2 protein-coding genes are annotated in these 2733 nt (G+C 56.7%); both read right to left on the reverse strand.

Going from position 1 to position 2733, the window contains the following annotated elements; genetic code table 11:
- Positions 1–120 precede the first annotated feature (120 nt).
- Positions 121–1224 carry a branched chain amino acid ABC transporter substrate-binding protein LivJ gene (livJ, locus tag VZP09_RS19155; protein WP_328795343.1) on the reverse strand — a complete coding sequence of 368 codons (1104 nt, stop codon included), beginning with the start codon at positions 1222–1224 and terminating at the stop codon, positions 121–123.
- A 257-nt stretch (positions 1225–1481) separates the two neighbouring features.
- Entirely contained in the window at positions 1482–2726 is a 1245-nt protein-coding gene (locus VZP09_RS19160; RefSeq protein WP_004150081.1) for an aromatic amino acid transport family protein, read from the reverse strand.
- Between the last annotated feature and the right edge of the window lie 7 nt (positions 2727–2733).

Raw genomic sequence — 2733 nt, forward strand, 5'->3', positions numbered from 1 at the left:
CCAGCATTTCGCGTTGCAAAAAGGCGTCAATACCCGAAATCCCCGGGAGCTTACATCAGTAAGTGACCGGGGTTGAGGGCCGCAGACAACGCATTTGCAGCGTGAAAGGCGCCGGTTAAATTATTTGGCGTCGGTCGCCGTACCGTTCGCATGCCAGGTAAAGACCCCGAACTCAAAGCCTTTCAGGTCGCCTTTCTGATCCCACGACAGCGGGCCCATCACGGTGTCTACTGTCGCGCCTTTCAGGTATTTAGCGATTTCCGCCGGATCGTCAGACTGATTCAGGCCTGCCTGCAGCGACTGCAGCGCCGCGTAGGTGGTCCACACGAAGGCGCCGCTCGGATCCTGTTTCTTCGCCTTGATCGCATCCACGATCGGTTTGTTCGCCGGCACCTGGTCGTAGTTCTTCGGCTTGGTTACCAGCAGGCCTTCCGCCGACTCGCCGGCGATGTTAGACAGGGAGACGTTCGCTACGCCTTCCGGGCCCATAAACTGGGTTTTCAGACCGGCGGCGCGCGCCTGACGCAGGATCTGGCCCATTTCCGGGTGATAGCCGCCGTAGTAGACGAAATCGATATTCTCTTTCTTCAGGCGCGCCACCAGGGTGGAGAAATCTTTCTCACCGGCGGTGATCCCGTCGAAGAAGACCACGTTTGCCCCACCTTTTTTCAGGCCATCCTGCACCGCACGGGCCAAACCTTCGCCGTACTGCTGTTTGTCATGTACCACTGCGATACGCTGCGGCTTCACTTTGTCGAGAATGTATTTCGCCGCGGTTGGCCCCTGATCGGAGTCCAGACCGGTGGTGCGCAGGATCAGCTTATAGCCGCGCGCCGTCAGCTCCGGAGCAGTCGCTGCCGGGGTAATCATCAGAATGCCTTCGTCTTCATAGATATCAGACGCCGGCTGAGTGGAAGAGGAACACAGGTGACNAATAACGTATTTGATGCCGTCGTTGACCACTTTGTTGGCTACCGCTACCGCCTGTTTCGGGTCGCAAGCGTCATCATATTTGACGATCTGCAGCTTATTGCCCTTGATGCCGCCCTTAGCGTTGATATCCGCTACCGCCTGCTCTGCGCCGGTAAACTCCTGGTCGCCGTACTGGGCCACCGGGCCGGACATCGCCCCGACTACCGCGATTTTGATATCTTCCGCCAGCGCCGCGCTGCTCATAACTAAGGCAATACATCCTGCCAGTAACGCTTTACCCTTCATATTCATCCTGAGGCTCCCCATTATTATGGTTTTTGCATTTGTTGTGATGTTGTTTATTAGCGCATTATTTTGTTTATACCGATAGGAAAAGCATATGATAGCTAATCAACCGGGGGCTGCCCGCGCTTTTGCAGCACACTATGCTAAACATACCGTCATTCTGAGGAATTTGAAACGACTAAATTGCGGGCTATGTAACAGATAAGTGACAAATAAAAAAACCGCGCCAGCATGAACCGGACGCGGTGCAAAACAGAGCCTGATTACCAGCCTGCGGGTAGGTAGCCCACCGCGGATGCTATCGCGTAGGCGGCGCTGCAAAGATACAACAACACAATGAAGCATTGGATAAGCGGATGGGTCATCCAGGCCGGACAGGTCCAGCCCGGGGTCAGATCGCCACGCTGGCGGGCGCCCTTGAGCATCAGGATCGGCATAATCGATAAAATGACGCCGCTGAACACCCCGGCAAAATAGAGCGCGTTGACGAAGGAAACCATGCCGCTATAGGCCAGTACAAACGGCGGGATCGCCACCACCAGCAGCACCATCAGGCGCCGGGCGGGCTGTTCGTCATTCCCCAGGCGGAACTGATCGAAGATATTGGTCAGGAAGCTGCCGCCCAGTCCCCAGTAGGAGGTCAGCATCGCGCACAGCGCAAACAGATTGGCTGAGAAGAAGGCCCATTCGCCAAGCGCCCGCCCCCAGGAGATGGTGGCCACATCCGAGATATTGTCCAGACCGTTAAGCGAGATCACCGACAACGGCACCAGCGCCAGCAGGGTAAAGGTCAGCGCCATGCCGACCATGATGGCTTTAGGCAGTTTTTCCGGTTTGTCGGCGAAGCCCCGCGCCATCTCCGGCACGATATACTGTGCCGAGAAGCAGAATGCCACGACGTTGAAGACCGGAACCATATACAGCCAGTTGCCGTCGAGCAGATAGCCGACGCGGGTGGTCTCTTTCAACAGCGTGGCAATCACCAGCACCGAGATCATCACCACCATGCCGATGCTGATAAATTTCTCACCGCGGCCGATCGCCTTCAGCCCCAGGTAGAGTACCCCTGCCGCCGGAACGAAAAACAGCACGCTGCCCAGCGCCGGCGAGATGCCAAACAGGGAGTGCAGCAGCTTACCGCTGCCGGTCATATACGCCGTCAATGCCCCGACGCTATTGACGCAGACGGAGAGAAACATCATCAGCGCGCCAAAGCCGCCGACGTAGCGCTTCGATAATCCACTGAGCTGCAGATGTTTACGGGTGCGCAGCGTGGATTCCGCGACATAGAGCATAGTCACCGTCGTCAGGCTGCCCACCAGCACCAGCCAGAATAGCAGCGGTAAGAAGCCCGCTTTGCTCGACGCATAGGCGATAGAAAGGACGCCCGCGCCAATATTGGTACCGACAATCATCGATACCCCTTCGACGAAGCTCAGAGATTTTGCAGGGACAGCCGTACGTTCCCGGCCGGTGAGGACGGGAGAAAAGGTGGAGTTTTCAGACATAATACTT

It is taken from the genome of Klebsiella sp. EMBS2024, assembly GCF_036233805.1.
Taxonomy (GTDB): Bacteria; Pseudomonadota; Gammaproteobacteria; order Enterobacterales; family Enterobacteriaceae; genus Klebsiella; species Klebsiella pneumoniae.